A 25,220-nucleotide genomic window follows, 5' to 3' on the forward strand; every position below is an offset into this window, starting at 1 on the left:
CGATGAGCAAGATCCGAGAAGAGCACGCATTTATCCCGGAATCCGACCTGGAAGGGGTTTCCGTGGATACGCTGGCCGTGAGGGCAGGGCAGGTGCGGACGGCGCAACTGGAGCACAGCGATGCCATTTTCGCCACCTCGAGCTTTGTCTACGGCAGTGCGGCCCAGGCGGCTGCGCGATTTGGTGGCGAAGAGCCGGGCAATATCTATTCCCGCTTCACGAACCCCACCGTGCAGGCCTTCGAGGCACGCATCGCAGCGATGGAAGGCGGCGAACGCGCCATCGGAACCGCTTCCGGCATGGCCGCCATCATGAGTACCTGCATGGCCCTGTTGCAGGCCGGCGACCATGTGGTCTGTTCCCGGGGCGTTTTCGGGACGACCAACGTCCTGTTCCAGAAGTACCTGGCGCGATTCGGCGTCGAGACGACGTTCGTCGGACTGACCGATATGGATGCCTGGAAATCGGCGGTACGGCCGGAAACCCGTATGCTGTTCCTGGAAACGCCATCCAACCCGTTGTGTGAAGTGGCCAACCTGCAGGAGCTGGCCGATCTGGCCCATGAAAACGATGCCCTGTTTGTGGTGGATAACTGCTTCTGTACGCCGATCCTGCAGCGTCCGTTCGAGTACGGTGCGGACATCGTGATCCATTCGGCGACCAAGTACCTGGATGGCCAGGGTCGCTGCATCGGCGGTGTGGTGGTTGGCTCCAGCGCGCTGATGGAAGAGGTGTACGGCTTCATGCGTTCGGGCGGGCCGAGCATGAGCCCGTTCAATGCCTGGGTCTTTCTTAAGGGACTGGAAACGTTACCAATCCGTATGCGCGCCCATTGCGCCAGTGCGTTAGAGTTGGCGCAATGGTTGGAGCAACATCCTGCAGTCGAGCGTGTATTCTATGCGGGCCTGGCGTCGCACCCCCAGCATGTCCTGGCGGGCAAGCAGCAGAAGGGGTATGGCGGCGTCCTGTCGTTCCGTGTGAAGGGCGGGCGGGCCGAAGCCTGGCAGGTGATCGATGCGACCCGGATTATTTCCATTACCGGAAACCTGGGCGACACCCGCACCACGGTGACTCATCCGGCGACCACGACACACGGCCGGCTGTCTCCGGAGGACAAGGCGGAAGCCGGTATCACCGAGAACCTGATCCGGATTTCGGTGGGCCTGGAAGACATCGAAGACCTGAAGGCGGACCTGGCCCGAGGGTTGGACGCATTGACGCGCTAATAACAGAAGGAAGCCTGCTCTGAAATGAGCCGTAGCCAATCCATGTCAGAACGAAAAAAAGCCGGGCAAGAGACCCAGCTGACAGAGAAGCAGCAGCGCTTCCGTAAGCTGCTTGCCCAGGGCGGGCGCGAAGGGGCGCTGATCGCGCTGACGGCACTGTGCATCTATCTGCTGATGGCACTGGTCAGTTATAGCGCCAGCGATCCCGGCTGGGCGAGTGTCGGCCACGAGGTGTCGGTCTCCAACTACGCCGGGCGGACCGGCGCCTGGATCGCGAGCCTGCTGATCGACTTTTTCGGTCAGGTGGCTTTCCTGTTTCCCGCCATGGTGGCGTTCTACGCTTTCTTGCTGGTCAAGCACCGCAACGACTCCGTTGAGCTGCATTGGCCGCTTTTCCTGTTGCGCTTTGGCGGCTTCATCCTGATTCTGCTGAGTGCCACCAGCCTGCTGTCCCTGTATTCCATCATGGGTCTGGATGCCAGCGCCGGTGGCGTGCTCGGGGCCGAGGTGTCCGATGCCATGGTGGGGGCATTCAACCTGCCGGCCGCGACGCTGGTGCTGGTGGCGATCTTCCTGTTTGCCCTGACTGTATTCACCGGGCTGTCCTGGTTCGGGATGATGGATGCGCTGGGGGACTACACCCTGCGTTTTGCCGATTGGATCAAGACCAACTTCAACACCAATGTTGAGTCGGACGAAGACACGCCGGAGCCGCCGAAGAACGCCGAGCCGGCGTCCGCTGCCCGCCGCGAGCCGCCGCTGGTCAATGATCGGGTCGCGGCCGATGGGGAGGAAAAACCCTCGCTGATGCAGCGGATCCGCGGATGGTTCCGGCGCAGCAAGGCGGATGACGGCGAATACGAGCCCCTGCCGACCAGGATTGAGCCCAGCGTAGACGGGCTGGCTGCCACCGCCCGGCTGGACGCGCCGGCAGAGGCGGGCTTTTCCGCTACCGATGATGAGCCTGCGCCCAGACCCCAGCCGGCCGCCCGCAAAGCCGCGCCGGAACAGCCGGCGGCGGACGCTCGCAACGTGAAGATTTCACCGTTCAAGCGCAAGGACGACGGGCCCAGGGACAAGGACACCAAGCGCCAGCCTTCGCTCTTCGATGACATCGACAGCCCGTTGCCCCCAATCACCTTGCTGGATCCGGCTGATCCCCACAAGAAGAAGGGCTATTCCAAGGAGTCGCTGGAGCACATGTCCCAGCTGCTGGAGGAAAAGCTCTCCGACTTCGGGGTCAGCGTTGAAGTGGTCGAGGTCAATCCCGGTCCGGTAATCACCCGTTTCGAGATCAAGCCGGCGCCGGGCGTTAAGGTGAGCCGTATTTCCAACCTGGCGAAGGACCTGGCGCGCTCCCTGGCGGTGATCAGCGTGCGGGTGGTGGAAGTCATTCCGGGCAAGTCGGTCGTCGGTATCGAGATCCCCAACGAAGAGCGGGAGATGGTGCGCCTGCGTGAGGTGCTGTCGTCGCGTGCTTTCGAGGAATCCAGTTCGCCGTTGACGCTGGCGCTGGGCAATGACATCGGTGGCAATCCGATGACTGCCAACCTGGGCAAGATGCCGCACCTGCTGGTGGCCGGTACCACCGGTTCCGGTAAGTCGGTGGGCGTCAACGCCATGATCCTCAGTATGCTGCTGAAGGCCACGCCCGACGAGGTTCGCTTCATCATGGTGGACCCGAAGATGCTGGAACTGAGCATCTACGACGGCATCCCCCATCTGCTGGCGCCGGTGGTCACCGACATGAAGGAAGCGGCGAATGGCCTGCGCTGGTGTGTCGCCGAGATGGAACGCCGCTACCGTCTGATGGCTGCGCTCGGTGTCCGCAACCTGGCGGGCTTCAACCGCAAGGTGAAGGACGCCATCGAGGCGGGCGAGCCGATTCCGGACCCGCTCTGGAAGCCTGATGAGTACCTTGAGAACGGCGAAGAGGATCGTCCGGCGCTGGAGCCGCTGCCGTTCATCGTCGTCGTGATCGACGAGTTCGCCGACATGATGATGATCGTCGGCAAGAAGGTGGAAGAGCTGATCGCGCGGATAGCCCAGAAAGCGCGGGCCGCCGGTATCCACCTGATCCTGGCGACCCAGCGCCCGTCGGTGGACGTCATCACCGGTCTGATCAAGGCCAATATCCCCACGCGGATCTCGTTCTCGGTGCAGTCGAAGATCGACTCCCGGACGGTGCTGGACCAGGGCGGGGCAGAGCAATTGCTCGGCCACGGCGACATGCTGTACCTGCCGCCCGGGTCCGGTCTGCCGGTTCGGGTCCATGGGGCCTTCGTTGATGACGACGAGGTACACCGTGTCGTCAGTGCCTGGAAGGACCGGGGCGAACCCGTCTATGTGGACGATGTGCTCAACGGCGCCGAAGGTGAGAAGTTGCCGGGCGTTCCGTCGCTGTCCGAAGGGAGCGGGGACAGTGAAGGCGACTCGCTCTATGACGAGGCGGTGGCTTTCGTCACCGAGGGTCGTCGTGTGTCCATCTCCTCCGTGCAGCGCAAATTCAAGATTGGCTACAACCGGGCGGCCAACCTCGTCGATGCCATGGAAGCTTCAGGCGTCGTCAGTGCCGCCGGTCATAACGGTGCCCGGGAAGTGCTGGCACCGCCACCCCCGCGAGACTAGGAGTTGTTAATCGCATGAAGACGTTTATGGGCCGCGTATCGGCCGTTCTGGCTGTCCTGCTGATCAGTACATCACCGGCCTGGGCGGACGCCCAGGCGGCCAAGGCACTGGCCGGCAAGCTGGAAAAGTACCGCACCTACCAGGCTGATTTTATCCAGGTAGTGGTCGATGGCACCGGCAGCAAGGTTCAGGAGACCCGCGGCAACCTGAAGGCCAAGCGTCCGGGGCTGTTTTTCTGGGAGTCGAAGAGCCCGTTTTCCCAGACCATCGTCGCGGATGGTAAGAAAGTCGAAGTCTACGATCCGGACCTGGAGCAGGTCACCATCAAGCCGATGGAAAAGCAGATGTCCTCCACCCCGGCGCTGCTCTTGAGTGGGCAGGTGGATAATCTCGAAGAAGCCTACGATGTCTCCCGGGACGAGGAAACGGCGGGCGCCGATGACTTTATCCTCAAACCCCGCAGCCAGGATTCACTGTTCCTGTCGCTGCGCCTGCGTTTCCGTGACGATGTGCTGACCGAAATGCGCCTGCGGGATTCCCTGGATCAGATCAGCGTTCTCAGCTTCCAGGACGTCAAGGTGAACCAGCCTGTCGACAACAGCGTGTTCCACCTCGATTACCCGGATTCGGTGGACGTCATCAAGAGCGCCCAGTAATGCAGGGCGGCCTGTTCGAGGAAACTCGCGGTTTCCAGCCGCTGGCATCCCGGATGCGGCCGCGCACCCTGGCCGATTACGCCGGTCAGCAGCACCTGGTCGGACCGGGCAAACCGCTGCGCCGCGCCGTCGAGGATGGCCAGCTGCATTCCATGATCCTGTGGGGGCCGCCTGGCGTGGGTAAGACCACCTTCGCCAAGCTGCTCGCGGATACCGCCGACATCGCCTTTGAGAGCCTGTCCGCCGTCCTCAGTGGCGTCAAGGATATCCGCGATGCGGTAGCGCGTGCCCGTAACCGGAAGCAGGTCGAGGGCCGCGATACCCTGCTGTTCGTGGATGAGGTCCACCGCTTCAACAAGAGCCAGCAGGACGCCTTCCTGCCGCATATCGAAGACGGCACCGTGATCTTTGTCGGCGCGACCACCGAGAACCCCTCGTTCGAACTGAACAGCGCCTTGCTCTCGCGCACGCGGGTCTATGTGCTCAAGAACCTGGAGGCCGACGACCTGAAGGCCTTGTTGCGTCGGGCCCTGTCCAGCGACGAGGGACTGGCCAACCGGCTTCAGGTGCCCGAGGATCTGCTGGATATCATTGCCGCCGCGGCCGACGGAGATGCCCGCCGGGCACTGAACCTGCTGGAAGTGGCCTCCGATCTCGCCGAACCCAACGACGAGGGCGCCGCCGAGTTGACCGAAGCGGTGCTCGAACAGGTCATGCAATCGAGCCTGCGCCGTTTCGACAAGGGCGGTGACGTGTTTTACGAGCAGATTTCGGCCTTGCACAAGTCCGTTCGCGGGTCCGATCCGGACGGCGCACTCTACTGGATGTGCCGCATGCTCGATGGCGGCGCCGATCCCGTCTATGTGGCCCGGCGTCTGGTCCGTATTGCCAGCGAGGATATCGGCAACGCCGATCCGCGGGCCCTGCGCCTGAGCCTGGATGCCTGGGATACCCAGGAGCGGCTGGGATCGCCCGAGGGCGAACTGGCACTGGCCCAGGCGGTGACCTACCTGGCGCTGGCTCCGAAGAGCAATGCCGTCTACAGGGCCTACAACCAGTGCGTCGCCGATATCCGGCAGCAGCCGGACTACGAGGTGCCGGTCCACCTGCGCAATGCGCCCACATCGCTGTTGAAGTCGATGGGCCACGGCGCCGAATACCGCTATGCCCACGACGAGCCCGATGCATTTGCCGCCGGTGAAGCCTATTTACCCGAGGCGATCCATGGGGTACGTTATTACGACCCGGTTCCCCGCGGCCTGGAAATCAAACTGCGGGAAAAACGGGAAAGGCTCGATGCCCGCAACGAGGCGAGCACCGAGCAGCGTTATCCGTCCCCACAGTCTCCGTCCTGATCCTGTCCTGATAGCTGCCGGCGCAAAGAGAGTCGCTGTCCCCGGTGGTACAGGAATTTCCTGAAGGTATACTATGCGCAACGTCAGCGCCGGCGTTGCACGGTGCGTTCTATTCACCCGAAGTTAACAGGACGATCATGCTCGATCCCAAACTTGTTCGAAGCCAGACTGAAGACATTGCGCGGCGACTCGCCGTGCGCCACTACACCTTCGACATTGAGGCATTCCAGTCGCTGGAGTCCCGTCGCCGTTCCCTTCAGGTCCGGACCGAAGAGCTTCAGAGTGAGCAGAACAAGCGATCGAAATCCATCGGCAAGGCCAAGGCCGCCGGCGAAGACATCCAGCCCCTGCTGGAAGCGGTGGATGACCTCAAACGCCAGCGCAGCGAGGCGGAAGATCAACTGCGTGAGTTGCAGGCGGAACTGAACGACTTCCTGTCGGGAATCCCCAATGTGCCGGACCCGACCGTTCCGGAAGGCGAAGATGAGGACGACAACGTTGAAGTGCGCCAGTGGGGCACTCCGGCCACGTTCGATTTCGAGCCGAAGGATCATGTGGATCTCGGCCATGCCATCGGCGGACTGGACTTTGATGCGGCGGCACGGCTGGCCCAGTCACGGTTTGCCGTGATGCGCGGTCCGATTGCGCGCCTGCATCGTGCCCTGGCGCAGTTCATGATCAACACCCACGCTGACGAGCACGGCTACAGCGAAACCTACCTGCCGTACCTGGTGAATGCCAACACGCTGTATGGGACCGGCCAGTTGCCCAAGTTCGAGGAAGACCTCTTCCGCATGGACGGCGACAACCCGCTGTACCTGATCCCGACGGCCGAAGTGCCGGCCACGAACCTGGCGGGCGACACCATCTTCAAGGCGGAAGAACTGCCGCTGCGCATGGTTTGCCACACGCCGTGTTTCCGCAGCGAGGCCGGGTCCTACGGTCGTGACGTGCGTGGCATGATCCGTCAGCACCAGTTCGACAAGGTCGAACTCGTCCACATTGTGCGGCCCGAGGATTCCGAGGAGGCCCTCGAGACGCTGACCGGCCATGCTGAGGCCATCCTGCAGAAGCTGGAGTTGCCCTACCGGGTGGTCGAGCTGTGCGGTGGTGACATCGGCTTCGCGGCCGCCCGCACCTACGACCTGGAGGTCTGGCTGCCGGGGCAGGGCAAGTACCGGGAAATCTCGTCCTGCAGCAACACACGGGATTTCCAGGCGCGTCGTATGCAGGCGCGCTGGCGTAACCCCGAGACCGGCAAGCCCGAGCTGGTCCATACCCTGAACGGCTCCGGACTGGCTGTTGGCCGGACGCTGATCGCCGTCATGGAAAACTATCAGCAGGTGGATGGCAGCATCCGCGTGCCTGAGGTCCTCAAGCCCTACATGGGTGGCCTGGACGTTATTGCGCCTTAAGCCACCTGCCGACGCGGGTGGCGAGGGAAAGGAGAGAAAGAGTTGAGCCTGACAGTTTCCCTTCGTATCGACCAACCTGTCGTCGGCTGCCTTGGCAGCGGGCCCCGGCTGCTTGCCAAGGCCCGTTATTGCGCTGATCAGGGGGCCCGTGTCATCTGGCTCGGTCATGAGAGCCTGCCGGACGAGGCGCCCGCCTCCAGCGAATGCCGCCCGAAACCGGCCAGCGATGCCGTTTTATCGTCCGATGAGTTTGGGCTGATCCTGATCGACACCGGGGATGCCGGCGACGACGAGCGTTGGTTGTCCCGGATTGCCACGGATCTGCCGGTCTGGATGCCGGGGCATCATCCCCGGGCGCGGGTCCAGTTCCCGGCAACCGTGCAGCGCGGGCCGCTGCGTATTACCGTCGATACCGGCGGGCGCTGGCCCACGGTGGCAAACTGGCTGCGCCAGCGTCTCGATACGCTCCTCCCGGAAGGTCTGGCCGATGTACTGCAATCGATGCTCAACAAGGGCGATTTGAACCGGGTGCTTGGTACGCCCCATCAGCGCCGGAGTTTCTGGTATCGCCTGTTGGACGGCCCGCTGGTCAGTCGGGCTCATCAGATGTCCGGAGAGGCCGTCAACGCCGAACTCGATGAGGCACTGAGCCTTGCCGAAGGACGGGGACCGCAGGGCGAGGTCTTCCTGGTCGGGGCCGGCCCGGGTGACCCGGACCTGCTGACCCTCAAGGCGCTGCGGGTGATTGCCCAGGCCGACGTGGTGCTCTACGACCGGCTGGTCTCCCGGGAAATCCTGAACCGGGTGCGGGCCGATGCCGAGATGATCCACGTCGGTAAACAGCGTTCGAAGCACACCGTCCCCCAGGAAGAAATCAACCAGCGTCTTGTCGAGCTGGCGCAGCAGGGGCATACGGTGGTCCGGCTCAAGGGCGGCGATCCGTTTATCTTCGGGCGGGGTGGCGAAGAGATCGAGACGTTGGCCGAAGCCGGCGTGCCTTTCCAGGTGGTGCCCGGCATCACGGCGGCCTCGGGATGTGCCGCTTACGCCGGTATTCCCCTGACGCACCGGGATCATGCCCAGTCCGTTCGATTCGTGACAGGGCACCTCAAGAACGACACCTGCGATCTGCCCTGGCGGGATTTTGTCCAGAGCAACCAGACCCTGGTCTTCTATATGGGGCTGGTGGGTTTGCCGGTCATTGCCCGGGAACTGGTCGCTCACGGTATGGCGCCGTCGATGCCGGTGGCGCTGGTGTCGAAGGGAACCACACCGGACCAGGTGGTGGTGACCGGTACGATCGAAACGATTGCGGACCGGGTTGCGGCCAGCGAGGTCAAGGCACCGACACTGATCATCATCGGCGATGTGGTGAGCCTGCGGGAAAAACTCGACTGGATTGGCGCTCGCTAACCGCCTTTCCCCACAGACAGAAAGGGCGCCAACGTGTCCGAAGGCGCCTTTCGCTGACGGCTGGGACGCTACTTCCCGATGCGTTTCGGCAGGACGTCCTTCAATTTTTCGTGCATGTCACGCAGGGCTTTTTCGGTGGTTTCCCAGTCGATGCAGGCATCGGTAATGGAAACGCCGTACTTGAGGTCGTCCAGGTTTTCCGGAATGGACTGGTTGCCCCAGTTCAGGTGACTCTCGACCATCAGCCCCATGATGGAGCGGTTGCCCTCCAGGATCTGGTGTGCGACGTCCTGCATTACCAGTGGCTGGATTGCCGGATCCTTGCTGGAGTTGGCGTGACTGCAATCCACCATCAGCGCCTGGCGCAGACCGGATTTCTCCAGCTCCTTCTCACACAGGGCCACATTCACCGAGTCGTAGTTGGGCTTGCCGCCGCCACCGCGCAGGACGACGTGTCCGTAGCGGTTGCCTTTGGTGCGGATGATGGAAACCTGGCCTTTCTGGTCGATGCCCAGGAAGCTGTGCGGATGGGAGACGGATTTCATGGCGTTGATCGCCACATCCAGACTGCCGTCGGTGCCGTTCTTGAAGCCGATCGGCATGGACAGGCCGCTGCTCATCTCGCGGTGAGTCTGGGATTCCGTAGTACGCGCGCCAATGGCGGACCAGGAAATGGTGTCCTGCAGATACTGCGGTGAAATGGGATCCAGTGCTTCGGTGGCTGCCGGCAGGCCCAGTTCGGCGATGTCCAGAAGCAGGCGGCGACCGATATGCAGGCCCTGTTCGATGTCAAAGGAATCGTTCAGGTGCGGGTCGTTGATCAGGCCTTTCCAGCCGATGGTCGTGCGCGGCTTTTCAAAGTAGACGCGCATCACGACGTAGATGGTATCGCTGACTTCGTCGGCCAGCACCTTGAGCTTTTCGGCGTATTCGCGGGCGGCCTTCACGTCGTGGATGGAGCAGGGGCCCACCACGACAAACAGCCGATGATCCTTTCCATCCAGGATGTTGTTGATGGTCTCACGGCCGGTGGCGACAGTCTCCGCTGCCGTTTCTGACAGGGGAATCTCCTGCTTGAGCGCGTCCGGGGTGATCAGCGGCTCCTGGGCAGCGACGTTGGTGTTTTCGATCTGCTTGTCAGACATGACGTTGTCTTCTCCAAAATCAGCAGCTTGCGACAGACTCCTGAAGTCAGCTGTCGCATCATGAGATAGGCGGTCGTCAGATGGCCCGGTTTCCCGGATTCGGCTCTCTCACTGGACTACCGGCGTTGTTATGATGAATCAAGGGGCAAATATACTGCGATATTAAACTGGCCAATGCAATTGGTCAGGCCGTGTTTGTGATGACGGCAGCCAAAGCACTCGGCCACGGTTTCCCGTCCCGGTTTTTGGCCTATTCTTACATGGGGCGATACCGGCTATTGACGTAGGGTTAGAATGGTCCCGTTGTTGCTCTTTGCCAGGTCGTTGGCCGGGGATGCTGGACTCCCATGGCCTTGCGTGCTGCAATAGTCAGCTGCACGCTTTGCTGTGCCGTCGGTCTGCATCGACTGTTCCCCCCGACCGGCGACAACCGAAAGACAGGAAACCCGATTTTCATGGTCCAACCCCCAGCCCGTCAGACCGGCAATGCGCAACCGCCGCATCCGGATTTGATCCAGGCCATACTGAAGGGCATTCGTGTCCCCGAGTTACCGTATCCGGTGACGCGCCCGCAGGATGATGCCATTCCGGATTGGGCGCCGTTGCTGGCCGACTGCTGGAGAGAGCAGCAGGACAAGCGCGTCATCGATGTGCTGACCGCCGTTTCCGGGAACTGGCCTGTGCGTCAGGTGAATGCGGCCTACCTGGCCGACCGGATCATGGATGTCTTCCTGCACACCTCCGGATTGCACGCCACCCTGGTGCGTCGTTGTGCGCGGCTGCGTTTTATTCTCGCCTGGCAGATCGGCGAACTGGGGGCTGCTGCCATCGGGCCGGACAGTCCGGTTCACGCCTGGCTGGATAGCCTGCATGCCCTGCGCGGCTGGAGTGACTCCGGCGGGCGGGCGGCGCGACAGGTCTCGGGTTGGCTCGATAACCTTGTCGACGTCGGTAACCGGTGTCTGGCAGAACGCGACCTGGCGCCATTCTCGACCTTCACACGGGACTGGGAGAAGGAACAGGCCCAGAAGGCGGGGCGCATCGATCGGCTGCGTCAGCGTCTGCTGGAAACGGAGACAGGCGCGGCGCGGCAGCGGGCGGCGGAACAGATCGCCCGTGCTGTCGTCGGCCGGGCCCTGGGGCAGCGTGAGTTACCCCCGGCAATCACCAGCTTTATCGAGCGATACTGGCTGCCGTTGTTGCGGCAGGTGATCTGGTCGGAAGGACTGGCCAGTGATAACGGTCGCCATGCATCCAGGTTGCTGGAATGGATGATCTGGGTATCCGATCCCAAACTTTCCGACAGGGAGCGGGACAAGCTCTATCACGTTGGCGAGCAGTTGAGCGACAAGATCAACGAAGTCTGGTCCCGTGTTCACCGGGAGAAGCTGCCGCATGAGGCCCTGCAGGGTATCGAGGAAGTCATGGTCGCTCGCCTGCGGGGGACGCCGGTGGACCTCGCGCCGGTGGGTAATGTCACTTTCGAGCCGCGCTGGCTGAATCCCGCGCCGGTCGACCCGGCGGAGGTTCGGCAGTATGAGGGCATCTGGTTCGTCGAAGGCGAAGATGAAGTCCAGCAGCGCCAGTTCTTTTTCGCCTACCTGAACGATTCGCAGGAGGTCCTCTGGACCAATGGCGAGGGGGTCAAGCTGGGGTTGATGAGCTGGCACGATTTCCGGGACGGTATTGCCCGCGGGCGGCTCCGGAGTCTGCCGCCCATCAATCACTTTGGCAATGTGGTTTCCGATACCGTCGCCAAACTGGAACAGGTGCTGCGCTGGCAGGTGGAAAAACGACGCGAGGCCAGGGCCAAGGCCGAAGCGCAGGCAGCCAGGGTTCGTGAGGAGCGGGCGATGGCGGAGCAGAAACTCCAGGAGGAGGAGGCGCGTCGACTGGCCGAGGCAGCCGAAACCAGCGCACGCCAAGAGGCCGCAGAGCGGGCCCGGGTGGAGGCAGAGCAGGCCCGGTTGCAGAGTGAACGTCTGGAGCAGGCGCGCCGCCAGGTGGATGGTCTCAAACTCGGTAACTGGATTGCCCTGGCGCCGGAGGCCGACGCCCCCTCTCAGGAGGCCCGTAAGCTTAAACTGGCCGTGCGCCTGAATGCCACGGGCAAGCTGATCTTCGTGGATCGCCTCGGGCTCAATCGTACGGAGATCGTGGCGGACGCACTGGTTGAGGCCATTGCCGGCGGTCAGGCGCGGGTCATGAGCAGTGAAGCGGAATTCGAGGACACGCTGTCGCGGGTTGTGGGTCGAATCAGGGTGGGACGCTGATGGGCAGCATGGACTACGAATTCGGGAGTCAGCCCGAAACCGATAACGAACAGCGCAGGGAATTCCGGTTGACCGGCCGGGTCATGGTCAGCTTCGAACTGGAGTCGGCGGAGCCGAACGCGAGCGACAAACCCCGCTTTCTACGTTGCTACACATCGGATCTGTCGGCCAGTGGGATCCGCGTCGTTGCGACCGAGGCGTTGCCGGATGGTGCCATCCTTCCGGCCACCGTCGAATTGGTCCAGGCCGGTCAGGAAACCCTGTATCCGTTGATGGTGGAGGTGGTCTGGTGCCGTCCGGACGACGAAGGCGCCTGGCAGGTAGGGCTGCAGGTGCTGGAGTCGGACGACACGGCGGTCCTGGAGTGGCTGGAGACAATGATCCGGGCGCTGGACGACGATTAGCCGCCCGAATGCGCCTCGTCGTCCATTGAGTGCCGGGCTTCCGCCAGTGTTCCGGGGAACGGATCAAGGCCCTGCGACAGGAATCGCTCCAGATCCTTCAGCGTGTCCTCCGGCACCTCTTCCATGGGAATGTGGCCGACCCCGGGGTAGGTGACCAGCCGCACATTGGGCAGGTCATCCAGCCAGCGCTGGGCCAGGTCGACAGGCACCCAGTCGTCGTCCTCACCCCACATCAGCAGCGTCGGCGCCGTGATCCGATAGAACGGCAGGGGCGCGTTGTTCTCGGCGCGCTCTTCGACCATCTCCAATGTCTTCATGTAAATCGGCCGGGCGCCAGGTCGCTGGGACATCTGCACGTAGCGGCGCACATCCTTTTCCTTCATCCGGCGGGGATCACCATAGGCCCATCGCAGCGTCATGGTGATGATGACCGGGGGCTGGACATACTGCCCCAGGAACTGTATCGGGAACGACGTACCCAGACTCAATATCCATGGCGTGTCCTGCGGGTAGCCAAACGGATCCAGCAGGACCAGCCGATCCACCCGGTTGGCGTACTGTGCCGCGTAGCTGGCGGCTACGAAACCGCCTAGGGAATTGCCGGCCAGCGTGAACGTATCAAGGTCCAGGCGTTCAACAAACTTGGCGAAGGTGTTCACGATGTTGGCTTCGTCGAAGTCGTCCGGATTCTCGGGCGCGCCGGTCATGCCATACCCCGGCATGTCGAGCGTGATGACCCGATGCGTGCGGCTGAGTTCATCGACCCAGCCGTCCCAGGTCTGCAGCGCGGAAAAGATACCGTGCAGCAGGATGATGGTGTCGCCCTTGCCCTGGTCGCGATAGTGGATATGGTAGCCGTTGACGTCCATGAAGCGGGACTGGCCATTCACATACCGCTCTTCCAGGTATGGCATCGGAATATCGGCAAAGCCGGTGGCATTGGCCAGCGACGGGCTTGCCTTCATCGCCGAGCCGATGCTGGAACAGCCGGACAGGCCGCTCAACAGCAGCAGGATCAGGACGAGGAAACGGACGGTCAAACGCATGTCAATCACTCCATTCAGCACGCCCCGAGGTTACTTAACTTTACAGGGGGGAACAGTGATGGAGTTCGACAAACGGGGAGAGAGAAGCTGGCGCCCACTGAGGAAGAGGGCGCCAGGACAGCGATGAAGGCGCTTAGTCTTCCAGGGCGCCCATGCCGGTGATGTTGAAGCCGGCATCCACATAGAGGATTTCGCCGGTAATGCCGCTGGCCATGTCGGAGCTGAGGAAAGCGGCGGTGTTGCCCACTTCCTCAGTGGTGACATTGCGTTTGAGCGGCGCGCGGTTGGCGTTCTCGGACAGCATGCGGCGGAAGCTCTTGATGCCGGAAGCCGCCAGCGTCTTGATAGGCCCGGCGGAAATGCCGTTCACACGGATGCCGTCCGGACCCAGGCCGGCGGCCATGTAGCGTACGTTGGCTTCCAGCGAGGCCTTGGCCAGACCCATCACGTTGTAGTTGGGCAGCACACGCTCGGCACCCAGATAGGACAGCGTCAGCAGGGCGCTGTTTTCCTTGAGCATGCCGCGGGCGGCCTTGGCCAGCGCCACGAAGCTGTAGGAGCTGATGTCGTGGGCGATCCTGAAGCCTTCACGGGTGGTGACGTCCACGTAGTTGCCGTTCAGCTCGTGTGCCGGTGCAAACCCAACGGCATGAACGATGATATCGACGTGGTCCCAGTGTTTGCCCAGGGCTTCGAAGACCGCTTCGATCTCGGCGTCGTCGGCCACATCACAGGGGAAAGTCAGCTCGCTGCCCCATTCCTTGGCAAAGCCCTCGACCCGTGAACGCAGCTTCTCGTTCTGGTAGGTAAAGGCCAGTTCGGCGCCTTGCTGGTGAAAGGCTTCCGCGATGCCGTGTGCGATGGAATGCTTGCTCGCCACCCCGACGATGAGGGCACGCTTTCCTTTAAGAATTCCCATGAAAGATCTCCTGATTCGTTAATACCACGCATTGTCACCGATTGGTGCGCGTCATTTAACTCGCTATTCGTCTAAGTGCGACGCCACACCTTGGTCAATCTGCCCGTACCTCGCCGGTATCCGCATCCTGGTAGAAGAAGGCGGCCTCCAGCAGGTTACGGGTGTATTCCGCCTGCGGCGCCCTGAGCACCTGTTTGGCAGCACCATATTCGACGGCCTTGCCGTCCTTCATGACCAGGACCTGATGACTCAGGGCGCGCACGACGGCCAGGTCATGGCTAATGAAAAGATAGCTCAGACCATAGCGCTGCTGCAGTGAGCGCAGCAACTCGATCACCTGCTTCTGGACCGAGCGGTCCAGCGCCGAAGTGGGCTCGTCCAGCAGGATAACGGACGGGTGCAGCACCAGGGCCCGGGCGATGGCGATCCGCTGACGTTGGCCGCCCGAGAATTCATGGGGGTAACGGTTGCGGGCGTCCGGATCCAGGCCGACGTCCTTCAGGGCCTGGATGATCATCGCTTCGTGCTGCTCCTTCTGGTCGGGCATGTGGACCATCAGGCCTTCGCCGACGATCTCCGCGATCGACATCCGCGGGCTCAAACTGCCGTATGGATCCTGAAAAACAACTTGAATATTCTTGCGTAATGGTTTGAATTCTTTCTGGTTCAGGCCTTCGATCGATTGGCCCCGGAAGCGGATGCCGCCGGAGCTCTGCACCAGCTTGATCAGTGCCATGCCCAGCGTGGTCTTGCCGCTGCCGCTCTCCCCGACGATACCCAGCGTTTCGCCTTGCCTGACCGTCAGGCTGATGTCACGGACCGCGTGCAGCCAGGACTTCGGGCGCCCGAAAAAACTCCGGGTCAGCGGGAAGCGGACATTGACCCCGTTCAGCTCCAGGATCGCTTCCGCATTGTTCTCCGGCCGCTCGGTGAGATTGCCGGGATCCGACGCCAGGAGCATCCGGGTGTAAGCCTGGGTTGGCGACTGGAAGACGGTTTCGGTTGGCCCCGATTCGACCCGCCGACCTTTCTCCATCACGACGACGTCGTCGGCGTAGCGGCGCACGATGGACAGGTCATGGGTGATCAGCAGGACGGCCATGCCCAGCTTCGCCTGGAGTGAGCGCAACAGTTCCAGGACCTGGCGCTGCACTGTGACATCCAGCGCGGTGGTCGGCTCGTCGGCGATCAGCAGTTCCGGCTCGTTGGCCAGGGCCATCGCGATCATGACGCGCTGTTTCTGGCCACCGGAGAGCTGGTGGGGGTAATAGTCCAGGCGATGCTCCGGATCCGGGATGCCCACCAGGTCCAGCAACTCCAGGGTGCGCTTGCGGGCCTGGTTCGGGCGCATTCCCTGGTGGATGGCCAGGGTCTCGCCAATCTGCTTTTCCACCGTGTGCAGCGGGTTGAGCGACGTCATCGGTTCCTGGAAAATCATGCTGATGCGACGTCCGCGGATCTGGCGCATGCGTTGTGGCCGGGCCTTCAGCAGGTCCTCGTCGCCCTCGAGGAGAATCTCTCCGGTGGGGTAGCTGGCATGGCGCTCGTCCAGCAGGCGCAGTACCGAGAGGGCCGAGATCGACTTGCCGGAGCCGCTTTCCCCCACCAGGGCCAGCGTCTTGCCGGCGGACACGGTGAAGGACAGCCGGTCGACAACCGTTTTGCCATCAAAGGCAATGGATAGGTCGCGGATATCCAGGAACGCGGCCATATCAGTTCTTCCTCGGATCGAACGCGTCACGCACGGCTTCCCCGATAAACACGAGCAGGGTCAGCATGATGGAGAGCGTGACAAACGCGGACAGCCCCAGCCAGGGGGCCTGCAGGTTGGATTTCGCCTGGGCGATCAACTCGCCCAGTGACGGCGAGCCCGGTGGCAGACCGAATCCCAGGAAGTCGAGGGAAGTCAGACCGGTGATGGCGCCGGTGAGGATGAATGGCACAAAGGTGATGGTGGCCACCATGGCGTTGGGCAGCATGTGGCGGAACATGATGGTGCGGTTGTCCAGGCCCAGCGCCCGCGCGGCGCGGACGTACTCGAAGTTGCGGGCCCGCAGGAACTCGGCGCGGACGACATCCACCAGCCCCATCCAGCTGAACAGCAGCATGATCCCCAACAGCCACCAGAAATTCGGCTGAACGATACTGGACAGGATGATCAGCAGGTAGAGCACCGGCAGTCCCGACCAGATTTCCACGAAGCGCTGGCCCAGCAGATCCACCTTGCCGCCGTAGAATCCCTGCAGCGCGCCGGCGATCACCCCCACGATGCAGCTGAAGAAGGTCAGTGTCAGGGCGAACAGAACCGAGATGCGGAAGCCGTAGATCAATCGGGCGAGCACGTCGCGGCCCTGATCGTCGGTGCCGAGCCAGTTCACCGCTGATGGCGGTGCCGGCGAAGGGACATCCAGGTTGTAGTTGATGGTGTTGTAACTGAATGGAATCGGCGGCCAGATCATCCAGCCGTTGGCGTTGATCTCATCGGCGATATAGGGGTCCCGGTAATCCGCCTCGGTGGGCAGGAAACCACCAAAAGTCTCTTCGCTGAGGGTCTGGACCACCGGAAAGTAGATGGAATCCTTGTAGCTGATCACCAGTGGCTTGTCGTTGGCCACCAGTTCCGCAAACAGGGTGACGGTGAAGAGGACCAGGAAGATCCAGAGCGACCAGTAACCCCGGCGATTGTTGCGGAAATTGCGCAGCCGGCGTTGCTGTATGGGGGAGAGCTGGATGCCTTTCATGTCAGCCCTCCCGACTCTCGAAGTCGATGCGGGGATCAACCAGCACGTAGGTCAGGTCGCTGACCAGCTTCAACACGAGCCCCATCAGCGTAAAGATGTAGAGGGTCCCGAAGATCACCGGATAGTCGCGGTTCAACGCGGCCTCGAAGCCCAGCAGTCCGAGCCCGTCCAGGGAGAAAATCACCTCAATCAGCAGCGAGCCGGTGAAGAACAGCGTGATCAGGAGCCCGGGCAGGCTGGCAATCACGATCAGCATGGCATTGCGGAACACGTGGCCATAGAGGATACGGCGATCCTCCAGGCCCTTGGCGCGGGCGGTCACCACGTACTGCTTGCCTATCTCGTCGAGGAAGGAGTTCTTGGTCAGCAGCGTCAGGGTGGCGAAGCCGCCAATCACGTTGGCGGTGACCGGCAGCACCAGGTGCCAGAAGTAATCGCCGATCTTCTGGTACCAGGTGAGGCTGTCGAAATGGGTGGATGTCAGACCCCTGAGCGGGAACCAGTCGAGGTAGCTACCGCCGGCAAACAGGACGATGAGCAGGATCGCGAACAGAAAGCCGGGAATCGCGTAGCCGACGATGATGGCTGAACTGGTCCAGACATCGAATCGGGAACCGTCCATCACCGCCTTGCGGATCCCCAGGGGGATCGAGATCAGATAGATCACCAGCGTCGACCAGAGGCCGATCGAGATGGAGACGGGGAGCTTGTCGATAATCAGGCCGATGACGCTACTGTCACGAAAAAAACTGTCGCCGAAATTGAAGGTGGCGTAGTCCTTGAGCATCTTGAAGAAGCGTTCCACCGGCGGCTTGTCGAAGCCGTACTGCTTTTCCATCTCGGCGATGAGCTCGGGCGGAATACCCTTGGCGCCGCGGCTCTGCTGATCGCCGCTGACCTGTCCGCTGCCGACCTCCGAGCCGCCACCGCCGCCGGCACGGGAGAGAGCGCCGCTGTCCATGCCCTGCATCTGGGCGATGAACTGTTCGATGGGGCCGCCGGGAGCGGCCTGGACGATTACGAAATTCAACAGCATGATGCCGACCAGCGTGGGGACGATCAGCAACAGACGCCTCAGGATGTAAACACCCATCAGTCAGCAGTATCCTCTTGCAGACGGGAAGGAATCAGGGTTTGACCCACCAGCGGCTCAGATCGATGCCGTTCTTCGGCGTGTTGGATGGCCGCGCCAGCTTGTTCCGGTAGGCAACCCGGTCCACCGCCAGGTACCACTGCGGAATCACATAGTGCCCCCACAGCAGGACGCGGTCGAGCGCGCGGGTGCTGTCCACCAGGGCTTGTCGGTCCGGCGCTTGGATCACCTTGGCCACCAGGTCGTCGACCACCGGACTGTCGACGCCCAGGATATTGCGGGAACCGGGCTCGTTTGCATTCGCGGAATACCAGTAGTCGCGCTGTTCGTTGCCCGGGGAGTCGGATTGGGGGAAAGAGCTGACCACCATGTCGAAATCGAAGCTGCGCAGCCGCCGGATGTATTGGCTGGTGTCCACCTGGCGCACCTCGACATCGATACCCAGCTTGGCGAGGTTGTTCTTGAATGGCAGCACGACCCGCTCGAATGTTTTCTGGGCCAGCATGATCTCGAATTTCAGCGGTCGGCCCGATGACTTCTCCACCATCTTCCCGTTCCTGACCTCGAAGCCGGCCTCCCGCAGCAGCTTCATGGCCGTACGCAGGTTGTCGCGCAGCGTAGTGCCGCCGGTGGTCGAGGGTGGATGGTATTCCTTGTTGAACACCTCGGGAGGCAACTGGTCGCGATACGGCTCCAGCAGCTTGAGCTCCTCCCCCTGGGGCAGGCCGGAGGAGGCCAGCTCGCTGTTTTCAAAGTAGCTCTGGGTGCGGGTGTACTGGCCGTAGAACAGGTTCTGGTTGGCCCAGTTGAAGTCAAAACCATAGGCCAGGGCTTCGCGGACCTTGGGGTTGTCGAAGGGGAAGCGCCGGCTGTTCATGGCGAAGGCCTGCATGCCCACCGGGCGGCCGTGGGGGATGGCTTCCTTGACGATCCGGCCGGAAGACAGCGCATCGCCGGTATAGCCGGTGGCCCAGTTCTTGGCGGACGACTCCAGGCGGAAGTCGTAGTTGCCGGCCTTGAAGGCCTCCAGGGCAACGGTGTCGTCACTGTAGTAGTCGTAACGGATCTCGTCGAAATTGTTGCGCCCGACGTTTACGGGAAGATCCTGTGCCCAGTAGTCCGGATTCCGCTTGTAGGTGATCGAGCGGCCGGCTTCGAACTTTTCGATGGTGTAGGGACCACTGGTCACCGGGATGGTCAGGCCGGATTCCTGGAAATCATGTTTCTCCCAGTAATGCTTGGGCAGGATCGGCATCTGGCCGAGGATCAGGGGCAGTTCGCGGTTCCGGGTGTCGCCGAAGTCAAAGCGCACGGTGAGTCTGTCCAGCACCTTCACGTCCTTGACCTCACCATAGTAGTTACGGAAGAACGGGTGTCCCTTGTCGATCAGCAGGTGGAAGGTGTACGCCACATCCTCGGCGGTAATGGGCTGGCCATCGGAAAAGCGGGCCTCGGGACGGATATGGAACGTGACGTAGGACCGGTCTTCCGGCGTCTCCAGCGATTCGGCGATCAGGCCGTACATGGTGAAGGGCTCGTCGGCGGACTCGGTCAACAGGCTGTCGTAGGCGTAGGTCTGGAGCCCGGCAGCCGACACACCCTTGAGCACGAACGGGTTGAGGGAGTCATAGCCGTTGGCGACGATGCTTAGCCGTAGCGTGCCGCCTTTGGGAGCGTCCGGGTTGACGTAATCGAAATGCTTGAAGTCGGGGCTGTATTTCGGGGCGCCGTGCATGGCGAGTCCGTGCACGGCTTCCGCGGCGTGCAGGGCCGTGCCGGTCAACAGTAGGAACAGGGTAATGACGGTCTGAGAAAATCTGATCATGGATTCCGCTCTTTTTCGTTCGGACTGACCGTCACATCAATGTGTTAGCGGTCAGGGACTTCGGCGAATATCGACGTAGAGTACCAGACTTTGTCCGGGCTGGAGATAATTGTTGACGTTGAGGCTGTTCCAGCTTGCGATGTCCCTCACGTTTACGTTGAAGCGGCCGGCGATGCGCGCCAGGGAGTCGCCTTTACGCACGCGATAGCCCACCTTGCGAACCATCTCGGAAGGACTGCGGCGACCGGCCATGGCCAGCTGCTGTACATCCGGATCCTTGGACCAGATCACCAGGCGCTTTCCCGGAATCAGCGGATCGCCCGGCGCCATGCCATTCCAGCGGGCCAACTGGCGAACGCTGACGTTGTTGTCTCGCGCGATATCCCAGAAAGTGTCCCCCCTTTGAACGGTATGCTCGACCCGAGTTCCTTTGGCGTTGCGGTTGATCGAGGCCTGTCTGTCCTTGAGGCGTTCGCTGGCGCTCAGGGCGTAGCTGGCATTGCCCTTGGTCGAGGTGGGGATCAGCAGGCGCTGATCGACGCGAATCAGGTTCGAGCGCAGGTGGTTCACCTGCTTGATGACATCCGGTGTCGTGCCGAAGTTATGGGCGATCTTGATCAGGCTGTCGCCGCTGCGGACCTTATAGTTTTTCCAGGATACCCGGTCGGATGGATCCAGGCCGGCGAGTCCTTCGCGGAACTGCTCGGCGTTGTCGGCTGGCACCAGCAGGCGATGCGGTCCTTCGGGGGAGGTCGCCCAGCGATTGTAGGCCGGGTTCAACAGGTAGATTTCCTCGATGTCGACACCGGCGAGGTTGGCCGCCTGGGCCAGGTCAATCTGGGAGCCGGTATCCACCACCTTGAAGTAGGGCTCGTCGGGAATCGGCGGCAGGGTCACGCCATAGGCTTGCGGATCGTCGATGATCTTGGCGATGGCGATCAGCTTGGGCACATAGGCCCGGGTTTCCCGGGGCAGGTTCAGGGCCCAGTAGTCGGTGGGCAGGCCCCGGGCCTTGTTGTGGCGGATGGCGCGCATGACGGTGCCGGCGCCGCTGTTGTAGGACGCCAGGGCCAGCATGTAGTCGCCGTCGAAGCGATCGGCGAGGGCGTCCAGGTATTCCAGGGCCCCGGCGGTGGCATCGATCACATCCCGGCGCTGGTCGTGCCACCAGCTCTGGTTCAGGCCATAGACCCGGCCGGTGGACGGGATGAACTGCCACAGACCGGCGGCACGGCCGTGGGAATAGGCAAACGGATCGTAGGCGCTTTCGACGACCGGCAACAGGGCGTATTCGCCAGGCAGTCCCCGGTCTTCGGTCTGCTTGAGGATGTAGTAGAGATAGCGGCGTGCGCGTTTGGCAACCCGGTCGATGTAGCGCGGATGGCTGGCGTACCAGCGCAGCTGCTGCTCAATGCGCTCGTTGTCCAGCGTCAGGTCCATGCCGAACCGCTGGCGCAGATGGCTCCACAGGTCGTGGGTGACGTCATCGCCGGCCACATTGTTTTCAGTCGGTTGCTCCAGCCTCTCGCGGGCGCGGGCCGCCTGGGATTTCAGGGAGGGCTCGATGGAATCATCCAGGTCGGTGGTGTCGTCCTGGGAGGCGTGGCCCTCGACGGATGCCTGCAATTCATCGTCCCCGGCGGGCACCGAGACGTGTTCGGATTCCAGCAGATCGCTTTCGCTGAGGGAATCGCTATCGCCCTTGCCGGTGAAGGTCTGACAGCCACTGAGGAGGGTGGCGAAAAGCAGGGCGGTGGTTATTCTTGCTGTGTTCATAAATGGTCCGAAATAGGGGCTGACGGGCTCAAAAAAACGTCCCACAAAAAAGAGTGACGCGCCCGTCAAGCGGCGGAAAGCTTCGCTGGATTCTATGAAAACCCCTTTCAGGGGGTCAAGAAAGCGCTTATTACGTTAACGTCAGATCGTGTAACGACTTTTGTCGGAACGCTACCCCCTGAACGTATCTTTCGCCTTGCGCACCTGCGCAAAGACCCGATCCTCCCCGACAAGTGCCGGGTCCACTTCGATCCGGCGTTGATCGACCGCCCTGGCGACGGCCGGATCATCCCACCGCAGGAAGGGGTTCAGCGCCAGTTCCTCTTCCAGGGTGGTGGGCAGGGTGGGTTCCTGGTTTTCCCGTTTCTGCCTGCAGGCGATCTCGAAGCCCTCCAGGGCGCTGTCGTCGGGCAGCAGGTCGCGGCTGAAGCGCAGGTTGGCCAGGGTGTACTCGTGGGCGCAGTAGACCCGGGTATTGGCGGGCAGGGCGCGCAGTTTTGCCAGCGAATGGCGCATCTGGGCGGGCTGGCCCTCGAACAGGCGGCCACAGCCGCAGGCAAACAGGGTATCGCCGCAGAACAGGGCCGGGGCATTGTCGATGTCGGTCTGGGCGGTATGGTAGGCAATGTGGTCCAGGGTGTGTCCCGGTACGGTCAGCACCTGGAACGTCAGGCCGTGCCACTGAACGGTATCGCCCTCGGAGACAGGCATCCTGCTGCCCTTGAACGGTGAATCGGCGGGGCCGTAGATGTCCGGCTGGAAGGCCGCATCCAGCTCCTTGACGCCACCCACATGGTCAGGGTGGTGATGCGTGACCAGGATCGTGTCCAGCTTGAGGTTTCGTGATGTCAGGAACTGGATCACAGGCTCCGCCTGACCGGGATCAACGACCGCGGCGGTATGACTGGCGTCATCGATGATGCACCAGATGTAGTTGTCACTGAAGGCCGGAATCGGAACGATGGAAAACATGGCAATCTTCGGCTGCGGTCGGTGGATGTAGACTGCTATGATAAGGGATTGCGGCAGATGGCCCAAATCCACAATCGCGGGTTGAGGAAGGAGTCGGCACTCACGCCGGGCTGGACACACGATGGTCGGAACGAGCGAACGGGACTATACGTCACAGCGGGATGCCTTCGAGGGCTGGTTCCAGAGCCCGCTCGGCCGTGCGCTGCTGGCGGATCAGCAGGTTCAGGTCGGTCAGGTGGTTGAGTCGCTGACAGGCGCCCATCAGTTACTGGTCAGCATCAGTCATCGATTGCCGCTGGCCACGTCGTCCGATTTCAGCCACCGGATGATGACGACGCCCTATTGGTCGGCTCATCTGCCCGATGGCACGGTCGTGTGCGATGCCGATGAACTGCCGTTCCCCAACGACTCCATGGATCTGGTGATCCTGCACCACACCCACGACTTTTCGGATCAGCCTCACCAGGTGGTCCGTGAAGCGGCAAGGGTTTTGCGCAGCAGTGGTTGCCTGGTGGTGATCGGTTTCAACCCATTCAGCCTGTGGGGGCTGCGCAAGCTGGTTTCCCGGCACCAGCAACCGCCCTGGAGTGGCCGCTTTGTCTCGTCGAGCCGGATGGAAGACTGGCTTAGCCTGTTGCAGTTCAAGGTGGAGGAGGTTTCCTCGCACTTTTACCGGCCGCCCATCAGTCGCGTAAGGGCCCTGCAGAGGCTGATGCTGATCGAAAAGCTGGGAGAGCGGTTGCATCTTCCCGCCGGCGCCTATTACTGTATCCGCGCCGAAAAGCGGGTGCCCGCGCGTACGGCAAAACGGATTCGCTGGCGCAAGCCCAAACCCGTGGTCATTCCGCTGGCGGGCGCGATGGGATCATCCGGCGTTTCCCGTCGACAGGAACATCATCGATAATCCCCGTCTTTGAATCAGGAAAGGTAGTCTGGCTGTCATGACAAAACGAGTAGTGCTCTATACCGACGGAGCCTGTAAAGGAAACCCGGGCCCTGGCGGTTGGGGGGCAGTACTGAGTTACGGGGGCGCGGAGCGGGAGCTCCACGGCGGGGAAAAGGAAACCACCAACAACCGCATGGAACTGATGGCCGCCATCCAGGGCCTGAAGGCGCTTAAACGCCAATGCCAGGTCGACCTCTATACGGATTCCCAGTATGTGCGTAAAGGCATCACTGAGTGGATGGCCAACTGGAAGAAGAACGGTTGGAAGACGGCCGCCCGTAAGCCGGTGAAGAACGCCGACCTCTGGCGTGCGCTGGACGAACTGGTGGAATCCCACGACATCAGGTGGCACTGGGTCAAGGGCCACGCCGGAGTTCCCGGGAACGAGCGTGCCGATCGACTGGCCAATAAAGGCGTTGAAGAGCTGGCCTGATCAGTCTGATTCATCGAAAGATTATTGACGTTTCAACCATTGGAGTCATCCATGCGCCAGATCGTACTGGATACGGAAACCACGGGTATTGATCCCGAGCAGGGCCATCGCATCATCGAGATCGGCTGTGTTGAACTGATGGAGCGCCAACTCACCGGGCGGCACTATCACGTTTACATCAATCCCCAGCGGGAAGTGGAAGCCGAGGCCATGGCCGTTCACGGCATCACCAACGAGTTTCTCGCTGACAAGCCGCTGTTCCGCGACATCGCCACTGAATTCTTTGAATTCATCAAGGGCGCGGAACTGGTCATCCACAACGCCGCGTTCGACGTCGGCTTCATCAACCATGAATTCCGTCAGCTGGGCACCGGCTGGAAGGTCGAGGACCATTGCGGCGTGGTTGACTCCCTGGCGATTGCCCGGAAGAAGCATCCCGGCCAGAAGAACAACCTCGACGCGTTGTGCAAGCGTTACGGTGTGGACAACAGCAATCGGGAACTGCATGGCGCCTTGCTGGACGCCGAGATCCTGGCCGATGTGTTCCTGCTGCTGACCGGTGGGCAGACGGCACTGTCCCTCGACGCCAATGGCGGCGACAGTGATCAGTCGGTTGGCGGCATCCGCCGCCTTTCGGCAGAGCGCCGCAGGACCCGGGTCATCCGGGCGACGGATGAAGAGGCCGGGGCCCATGAGGCCCTGATTGAGGTGGTCGCCAAGGCCGGTGGCGAGGCCCTGTGGACCCGACTGGCGTCCGAAACCGGGAGCGGCCCGTCCGCCGGGGAATAACGAGCCTGCAAAAACCAGAAAAATAAGTACACAAGGCCTTTCTTGAGGTACTTGAGTTTTGTGTTATAAGTAAATGCTAATTCGGCTATTTTTCCGCGTGCGCTCGCTTTAGAGGAAGCTCCAACAATGGGTGTACGAGCGCAACAGGATGAAGGCGCGGGTCAG

General features: G+C 61.9%; 19 protein-coding genes and 2 pseudogenes. 12 read left to right on the plus strand and 9 right to left on the minus strand.

Features of this window, described 5'->3' with window-relative positions:
• Positions 1-2 precede the first annotated feature (2 nt).
• From EZI54_RS12860 to cysG, 7 genes and pseudogenes are all read left to right on the plus strand, one after another.
• The gene (locus tag EZI54_RS12860; RefSeq protein ID WP_131482293.1) at positions 3-1,226 is read left to right on the plus strand and encodes an O-succinylhomoserine sulfhydrylase; all 1,224 of its coding nucleotides are present in this window, start codon (positions 3-5) and stop codon (positions 1,224-1,226) included.
• 174 nt (positions 1,227-1,400) lie between these two features.
• A pseudogene (locus EZI54_RS25445) lies at positions 1,401-1,799 on the plus strand (DNA translocase FtsK 4TM domain-containing protein); the annotation flags it as partial.
• Between the two features lie 513 nt (positions 1,800-2,312).
• Positions 2,313-3,854 (plus strand): annotated as a pseudogene (locus EZI54_RS25450) (DNA translocase FtsK); the annotation flags it as partial.
• A gap of 14 nt (positions 3,855-3,868) precedes the next feature.
• Complete coding sequence (gene lolA, locus EZI54_RS12870; RefSeq protein ID WP_131482295.1) at positions 3,869-4,510, plus strand: outer membrane lipoprotein periplasmic chaperone LolA; 642 nt, start codon at positions 3,869-3,871, stop codon at positions 4,508-4,510.
• A complete protein-coding gene (locus EZI54_RS12875) occupies positions 4,510-5,865 on the plus strand; it encodes a replication-associated recombination protein A (protein WP_131482296.1) in 1,356 nt (451 codons plus the stop codon). The genes lolA and EZI54_RS12875 overlap by 1 nt, the downstream gene beginning before the upstream one ends.
• Before the next feature lie 137 nt (positions 5,866-6,002).
• Positions 6,003-7,280, plus strand: coding sequence for a serine--tRNA ligase (serS, locus tag EZI54_RS12880; protein WP_131482297.1), 1,278 nt, complete (start codon positions 6,003-6,005; stop codon positions 7,278-7,280).
• Between the two features lie 42 nt (positions 7,281-7,322).
• Positions 7,323-8,693, plus strand: coding sequence for a siroheme synthase CysG (gene cysG, locus EZI54_RS12885; RefSeq protein ID WP_131482298.1), 1,371 nt, complete (start codon positions 7,323-7,325; stop codon positions 8,691-8,693).
• Positions 8,694-8,761: 68 nt separating this feature from the next.
• Here the strand turns inward: cysG and EZI54_RS12890 are convergent, their stop codons facing one another.
• Positions 8,762-9,838 (minus strand): 3-deoxy-7-phosphoheptulonate synthase, encoded by a 1,077-nt coding sequence (locus EZI54_RS12890; protein WP_131482299.1) that lies wholly within the window; start codon positions 9,836-9,838, stop codon positions 8,762-8,764.
• Positions 9,839-10,293: 455 nt separating this feature from the next.
• On the opposite strand from EZI54_RS12890, the gene EZI54_RS12895 reads away from it, so the two are divergent.
• Both EZI54_RS12895 and EZI54_RS12900 read left to right on the plus strand, forming a co-directional pair.
• Entirely contained in the window at positions 10,294-12,111 is a 1,818-nt protein-coding gene (locus EZI54_RS12895; RefSeq protein ID WP_131482300.1) for a DUF1631 family protein, read from the plus strand.
• Between the two features lie 8 nt (positions 12,112-12,119).
• Positions 12,120-12,515: a PilZ domain-containing protein gene (locus tag EZI54_RS12900; RefSeq protein WP_165495749.1), complete on the plus strand. Its 396-nt coding sequence runs from the start codon at positions 12,120-12,122 to the stop codon at positions 12,513-12,515.
• Here the strand turns inward: EZI54_RS12900 and EZI54_RS12905 are convergent.
• The 8 genes from EZI54_RS12905 to gloB all read right to left on the minus strand — a co-directional run bounded on the left by EZI54_RS12905 (position 12,512) and on the right by gloB (position 22,887).
• Positions 12,512-13,561: an alpha/beta fold hydrolase gene (locus tag EZI54_RS12905; protein ID WP_131482302.1), complete on the minus strand. Its 1,050-nt coding sequence runs from the start codon at positions 13,559-13,561 to the stop codon at positions 12,512-12,514. The two genes, EZI54_RS12900 and EZI54_RS12905, sit on opposite strands and share 4 nt — an antisense overlap.
• 133 nt (positions 13,562-13,694) lie before the next feature.
• A complete protein-coding gene (locus EZI54_RS12910) occupies positions 13,695-14,480 on the minus strand; it encodes an enoyl-ACP reductase FabI (protein WP_131482303.1) in 786 nt (261 codons plus the stop codon).
• Between the two features lie 94 nt (positions 14,481-14,574).
• Positions 14,575-16,191 (minus strand): ABC transporter ATP-binding protein, encoded by a 1,617-nt coding sequence (locus EZI54_RS12915; protein WP_131482304.1) that lies wholly within the window; start codon positions 16,189-16,191, stop codon positions 14,575-14,577.
• Position 16,192: 1 nt separating this feature from the next.
• Positions 16,193-17,212 (minus strand): ABC transporter permease, encoded by a 1,020-nt coding sequence (locus tag EZI54_RS12920; RefSeq protein ID WP_207389211.1) that lies wholly within the window; start codon positions 17,210-17,212, stop codon positions 16,193-16,195.
• A gap of 10 nt (positions 17,213-17,222) precedes the next feature.
• On the minus strand, positions 17,223-18,314 hold the full coding sequence (locus EZI54_RS12925) for a microcin C ABC transporter permease YejB (RefSeq protein ID WP_131482306.1): 1,092 nt from the start codon (positions 18,312-18,314) through the stop codon (positions 17,223-17,225).
• 34 nt (positions 18,315-18,348) lie between these two features.
• Complete coding sequence (locus EZI54_RS12930; RefSeq protein ID WP_131482307.1) at positions 18,349-20,139, minus strand: extracellular solute-binding protein; 1,791 nt, start codon at positions 20,137-20,139, stop codon at positions 18,349-18,351.
• 51 nt (positions 20,140-20,190) lie between these two features.
• The gene (locus EZI54_RS12935) at positions 20,191-21,915 is read right to left on the minus strand and encodes a LysM peptidoglycan-binding domain-containing protein (RefSeq protein WP_131482308.1); all 1,725 of its coding nucleotides are present in this window, start codon (positions 21,913-21,915) and stop codon (positions 20,191-20,193) included.
• Positions 21,916-22,086: 171 nt separating this feature from the next.
• Positions 22,087-22,887, minus strand: coding sequence for a hydroxyacylglutathione hydrolase (gloB, locus tag EZI54_RS12940; protein WP_131482309.1), 801 nt, complete (start codon positions 22,885-22,887; stop codon positions 22,087-22,089).
• A gap of 121 nt (positions 22,888-23,008) precedes the next feature.
• On the opposite strand from gloB, the gene EZI54_RS12945 reads away from it, so the two are divergent.
• From EZI54_RS12945 to dnaQ, 3 genes are read left to right on the plus strand one after another with little or no spacing between them, the layout of a single operon-like run.
• A complete protein-coding gene (locus EZI54_RS12945; protein ID WP_131482310.1) occupies positions 23,009-23,791 on the plus strand; it encodes a class I SAM-dependent methyltransferase in 783 nt (260 codons plus the stop codon).
• A gap of 37 nt (positions 23,792-23,828) precedes the next feature.
• A complete protein-coding gene (rnhA, locus tag EZI54_RS12950; protein WP_131482311.1) occupies positions 23,829-24,266 on the plus strand; it encodes a ribonuclease HI in 438 nt (145 codons plus the stop codon).
• Between the two features lie 51 nt (positions 24,267-24,317).
• On the plus strand, positions 24,318-25,055 hold the full coding sequence (gene dnaQ / locus EZI54_RS12955; protein ID WP_131482312.1) for a DNA polymerase III subunit epsilon: 738 nt from the start codon (positions 24,318-24,320) through the stop codon (positions 25,053-25,055).
• Positions 25,056-25,220 lie beyond the last annotated feature (165 nt).

Origin of the sequence: Marinobacter halodurans, from assembly GCF_004327985.1 — a bacterium.
GTDB lineage: Bacteria > Pseudomonadota > Gammaproteobacteria > Pseudomonadales > Oleiphilaceae > Marinobacter_A > Marinobacter_A halodurans.

Coding starts and splice junctions, on each gene's coding strand:
- EZI54_RS12860 (WP_131482293.1), top strand. CDS start 3: ATGAGCAAGATCCGAGAAGAGCACGCATTTATCCCGGAATCCGACCTG.
- lolA (WP_131482295.1), top strand. CDS start 3,869: ATGAAGACGTTTATGGGCCGCGTATCGGCCGTTCTGGCTGTCCTGCTG.
- EZI54_RS12875 (WP_131482296.1), top strand. CDS start 4,510: ATGCAGGGCGGCCTGTTCGAGGAAACTCGCGGTTTCCAGCCGCTGGCA.
- serS (WP_131482297.1), top strand. CDS start 6,003: ATGCTCGATCCCAAACTTGTTCGAAGCCAGACTGAAGACATTGCGCGG.
- EZI54_RS12890 (WP_131482299.1), bottom strand. CDS start 9,838: ATGTCTGACAAGCAGATCGAAAACACCAACGTCGCTGCCCAGGAGCCG.
- EZI54_RS12895 (WP_131482300.1), top strand. CDS start 10,294: ATGGTCCAACCCCCAGCCCGTCAGACCGGCAATGCGCAACCGCCGCAT.
- EZI54_RS12900 (WP_165495749.1), top strand. CDS start 12,120: ATGGACTACGAATTCGGGAGTCAGCCCGAAACCGATAACGAACAGCGC.
- EZI54_RS12905 (WP_131482302.1), bottom strand. CDS start 13,561: ATGCGTTTGACCGTCCGTTTCCTCGTCCTGATCCTGCTGCTGTTGAGC.
- EZI54_RS12910 (WP_131482303.1), bottom strand. CDS start 14,480: ATGGGAATTCTTAAAGGAAAGCGTGCCCTCATCGTCGGGGTGGCGAGC.
- EZI54_RS12915 (WP_131482304.1), bottom strand. CDS start 16,191: ATGGCCGCGTTCCTGGATATCCGCGACCTATCCATTGCCTTTGATGGC.
- EZI54_RS12925 (WP_131482306.1), bottom strand. CDS start 18,314: ATGGGTGTTTACATCCTGAGGCGTCTGTTGCTGATCGTCCCCACGCTG.
- EZI54_RS12930 (WP_131482307.1), bottom strand. CDS start 20,139: ATGATCAGATTTTCTCAGACCGTCATTACCCTGTTCCTACTGTTGACC.
- EZI54_RS12935 (WP_131482308.1), bottom strand. CDS start 21,915: ATGAACACAGCAAGAATAACCACCGCCCTGCTTTTCGCCACCCTCCTC.
- gloB (WP_131482309.1), bottom strand. CDS start 22,887: ATGTTTTCCATCGTTCCGATTCCGGCCTTCAGTGACAACTACATCTGG.
- EZI54_RS12945 (WP_131482310.1), top strand. CDS start 23,009: ATGGTCGGAACGAGCGAACGGGACTATACGTCACAGCGGGATGCCTTC.
- rnhA (WP_131482311.1), top strand. CDS start 23,829: ATGACAAAACGAGTAGTGCTCTATACCGACGGAGCCTGTAAAGGAAAC.
- dnaQ (WP_131482312.1), top strand. CDS start 24,318: ATGCGCCAGATCGTACTGGATACGGAAACCACGGGTATTGATCCCGAG.